This is a genomic window from uncultured Proteiniphilum sp. (assembly GCF_937873925.1).
In the GTDB taxonomy this organism is placed as follows: Bacteria; Bacteroidota; Bacteroidia; order Bacteroidales; family Dysgonomonadaceae; genus Proteiniphilum.
In genome coordinates, this window is record NZ_CALNAT010000209.1 from 1 (window position 1) to 3,391 (window position 3,391).

Below are 3,391 nucleotides of genomic sequence, written 5' to 3' on the forward strand. Positions count from 1 at the left end.
AGTTCAAACTGCCCGTGTCACAAAAAGGGTATTATACCATCACGGTGGATATGTCTGCTAAAACAGTAAGGGCTGACCCCATGGCCGTGGCTAATCCTGATTTTTCCAATGCCGAAATGTTTCCTGGTTACTCTGCTTCCAATCCCTATCCCTACCTGGCCATCATCTCCGGGGGGGCAGTAGTAGGCACGGCCGGCTGGGCTGAAATCGATAACAATACCAGCTTGTACCGGGAAGCCGATCATCCCTATATCTACAGTGGGCATTTTCGCACGGCAGGTGGGGTGAATATCAACTTCAAGGCTCCCAGGGCATTCATCGAGAGTAATGCCAATATCGGGTGGTTCAGATTGCCCGCGGGGCGAGCAAACATGAGAGACACCTACGGCGATTTGATATCTATTATCGAGCCTGTCGGGGCGGTCTCGAATGGAGCAAATTATGGCATTACGCTGACTGGAAATACCGATTGGCACGCATCTTACGACCTGATTACCTATAGGCTGAGAATAGTAAAAAGTGAATAACTTTAAAGCGGCGGATTTGCAACGAAATCATGGGAAGGTTTAAAATATTTCTGTTTCTTCTTTTCGTTCTGAAGATAACCAATTCGATTTATGCTGGTACTGATTCGGTACCTACAGGAGGAGTTGTGGGCACGGGGCAAAGAACGGTTAAAATCCTGGCTATAGGAAACAGTTTTTCGGAGGATGCCATTGAACAAAATTTGTATGAATTGGCGAAAGCAGAAGGGATTGAGCTCGTTATTGGTAACTTGATGAAAGGGGGAGGAGCATTGGAGGATCATTGGCGTAATATTTCCGGGGATATAGCTGATTACAGCTATCGAAAAATAATGAATGGAATCCGAACTGTGAGTAACGAGTTGAAAACGATTGGTATGGTCATCAAAGAGGAGGACTGGGATTATATCAGCATCCAACAAGTGAGTGGTTATTCCGGTATCCTCGCTTCTCATGATGATCTCTCTAAAATTATGAACTATTTGAGAGAGAATGCAGTCAATCCCCGCGTGAAATTTATTTGGCACCAAACCTGGGCATACGCAGAAAGTTCTCCTCACGACCATTTCGCACATTATGACAGAGATCAGATGAAAATGTACAGGGCTATTGCTGATGTATCAAAACGGATTTCAGAAGATGAAGCTATTGATATAATCATTCCTTCAGGGACAGCAATTCAAAATGGAAGAAGCAGTTACATCGGTGATAATTTCACCAGAGACGGGTTTCATCTGGATGAGAAAATCGGTCGATATACTGCCGCTTGTGCTTGGTTCGAGAAGCTATTTAATATCGACGTGAGGAATAACACGTATGTGCAACCGGGGTTAAGTGATTCTGAAGCCCAAGTAGCACGAACGGCAGCACATTTTGCCGTGAGAAGTCCCTTTGAAATTACCAGCCTGGTAAATATAAAAGAAAAGAGGGTATCAAAGAATCCATGCACATAGATTTAAACTAATAAACATCCCTATGAATTATCTATCACGTATCGTTATACTTCTGCTTGTATTCATCTTGCCTTTTCTGGCCTGTGGCTCTGAAAGGGACGCTCCTTCTGTTCCGACCTCTCTTGAACCCCGTGGATTGAAAATTAACCCGGAACGGGAGTTGCAAACAATCGATGGTTTTGGCGCTTCCGATGCGTGGCGGTGCCAAATGGTCGGCAAATATTGGCCGGAAGAGAAGAAAAATGCCATTGCTGATTTGTTGTTCAGCAAAGAGACCGACGAGAAGGGGAATCCCAAGGGGATCGGGTTGTCTATTTGGCGGTTTTATCTTGGGGCCGGGAGCATGGAACAAGGCACCAATAGCGATATATCCAACGAGTGGCGCAGGGGGGAATGCTTCCAATCTCCCGACGGAACCTATGATTGGAACAAACAGGAGGGACAACGGTGGTTTTTACGGGCAGCCCGTGAACGGGGAGTGGAGAAATACCTCACGTTTACTATCAGCCCGCCTGTACACATGACAATCAACGGGAAGGCATTTTCACCCCAAAAACAGCGAATGAATATCAAAGCAGGCATGATGCCTGATTACGCTAATTTTCTGGTCGATTGTATTGAAAACCTGCAAAATAAGGAAGAAGTAACGTTTGATTACCTGAGCCCGGTAAATGAACCGCAGTGGGATTGGATGGCCGGTAGTAATGGCAAGGCGAGCCAGGAAGGGACGCCTGCCATTAATCGAGAGCTATTTGAACTCACTTCCCTTTTATCCGAAAAATTAAGCGAACGCGGTTTATCCACTACCATTGCACTGGGAGAAGCGGGCGCTATTAATTACCTCTATGACAAGGTGAATAATGAAATGCGTGACAATCAGGTGGAAGAATTCTGGAGCCCTACCTCTACACTGAATATTGGATCGTTCGCGAACGTGGAAAACGTGATAACCGGTCATAGTTATTTCTCTGTATGGCCTATAGCTGCCCAGATAGAACATCGCCAGAAGCTGGATGCTCGAATTAAGCAATATCCGGGACTGAAATACTGGCAGACAGAATATTGTATTCTGGAGCAGCCTGGAGAGAGTGAGATACCGGGTGGAGCAGGTAATCAGCGTGATTTAGGAATGAAAACTGCCCTATTTGTAGCGCGTATTATTCACAATGACCTGGTGGTTGCCAATGCATCGTCCTGGCAGTGGTGGACAGCCCTTACCCGTGCCGATTACAAGGATGGGCTTATTTACCTAGACGATGGGGTAAGCAACGGTAGTCAGTCCCCGGAATACTGTAAACAAGATGGGTTTGTTCGAGATTCCAAACTATTGTGGGCTTTCGGAAATTACTCCTTCTTTGTTCGGCCGGGCATGAAAAGGATTCATGTGGACGGACAAGACCCGGTACAAGCTTCAACCGACGTGATGATAAGTGCCTATAAAGATGCCGCTACGAAGAAATTGGTTGTTGTTGCCATCAATGCAAGTAATTCCGAGCGTACATACAAGCTTGAACTGAATGGGAAGTTGAAGAATGGGAAACTTGTCCCGTATACCACTTCAGAGCATTCTAATCTTGAAAGAGGATCGGAAGTAAACCCGAATAAAATTGTCATTGCACCAAAGACAGTGGTCACACTCACGGGAGAAATGGAGTAAAGTACTCTCGAGTTGATGAAATAAGAAAATACAAATCAAAATGTCCAGATATCTTTTACTCATACTATTTATAACTGGTAGCTGTTTCATAAAGGCACAGCCGGTACAAAACGGGAAAAAAACGGAAGAATCCATTTCCCTAGCAGGTATATGGAACTTCAAGCTTGACCCGATGAATGTCAGTATTCCTGTCAAAGGCAGTAATTTCGTGAGCAAGTTGCCCGAAACCATAGTATTGCCCGGTTCAACAGACCAAG

4 protein-coding genes are annotated in these 3,391 nt (G+C 45.3%); all 4 read left to right on the forward strand.

All coding sequences use genetic code 11. The annotated features are described in order from the left end of the window. Nucleotides 1-527, forward strand: a 527-nt coding sequence (locus Q0502_RS14245) for a hypothetical protein (RefSeq protein ID WP_298652007.1), incomplete at its 5' end; no start/stop codon positions are given. 29 nt (nt 528-556) lie between these two features. Next, the gene (locus Q0502_RS14250) at nt 557-1,477 is read left to right on the forward strand and encodes a DUF4886 domain-containing protein (RefSeq protein ID WP_298652010.1); all 921 of its coding nucleotides are present in this window, start codon (nt 557-559) and stop codon (nt 1,475-1,477) included. A gap of 22 nt (nt 1,478-1,499) precedes the next feature. Further along, complete coding sequence (locus Q0502_RS14255) at nt 1,500-3,134, forward strand: glycoside hydrolase (protein ID WP_298652013.1); 1,635 nt, start codon at nt 1,500-1,502, stop codon at nt 3,132-3,134. A gap of 40 nt (nt 3,135-3,174) precedes the next feature. After that, a partial coding sequence (locus Q0502_RS14260; protein ID WP_298652016.1) for a hypothetical protein occupies nt 3,175-3,391 on the forward strand: 217 nt, incomplete at its 3' end.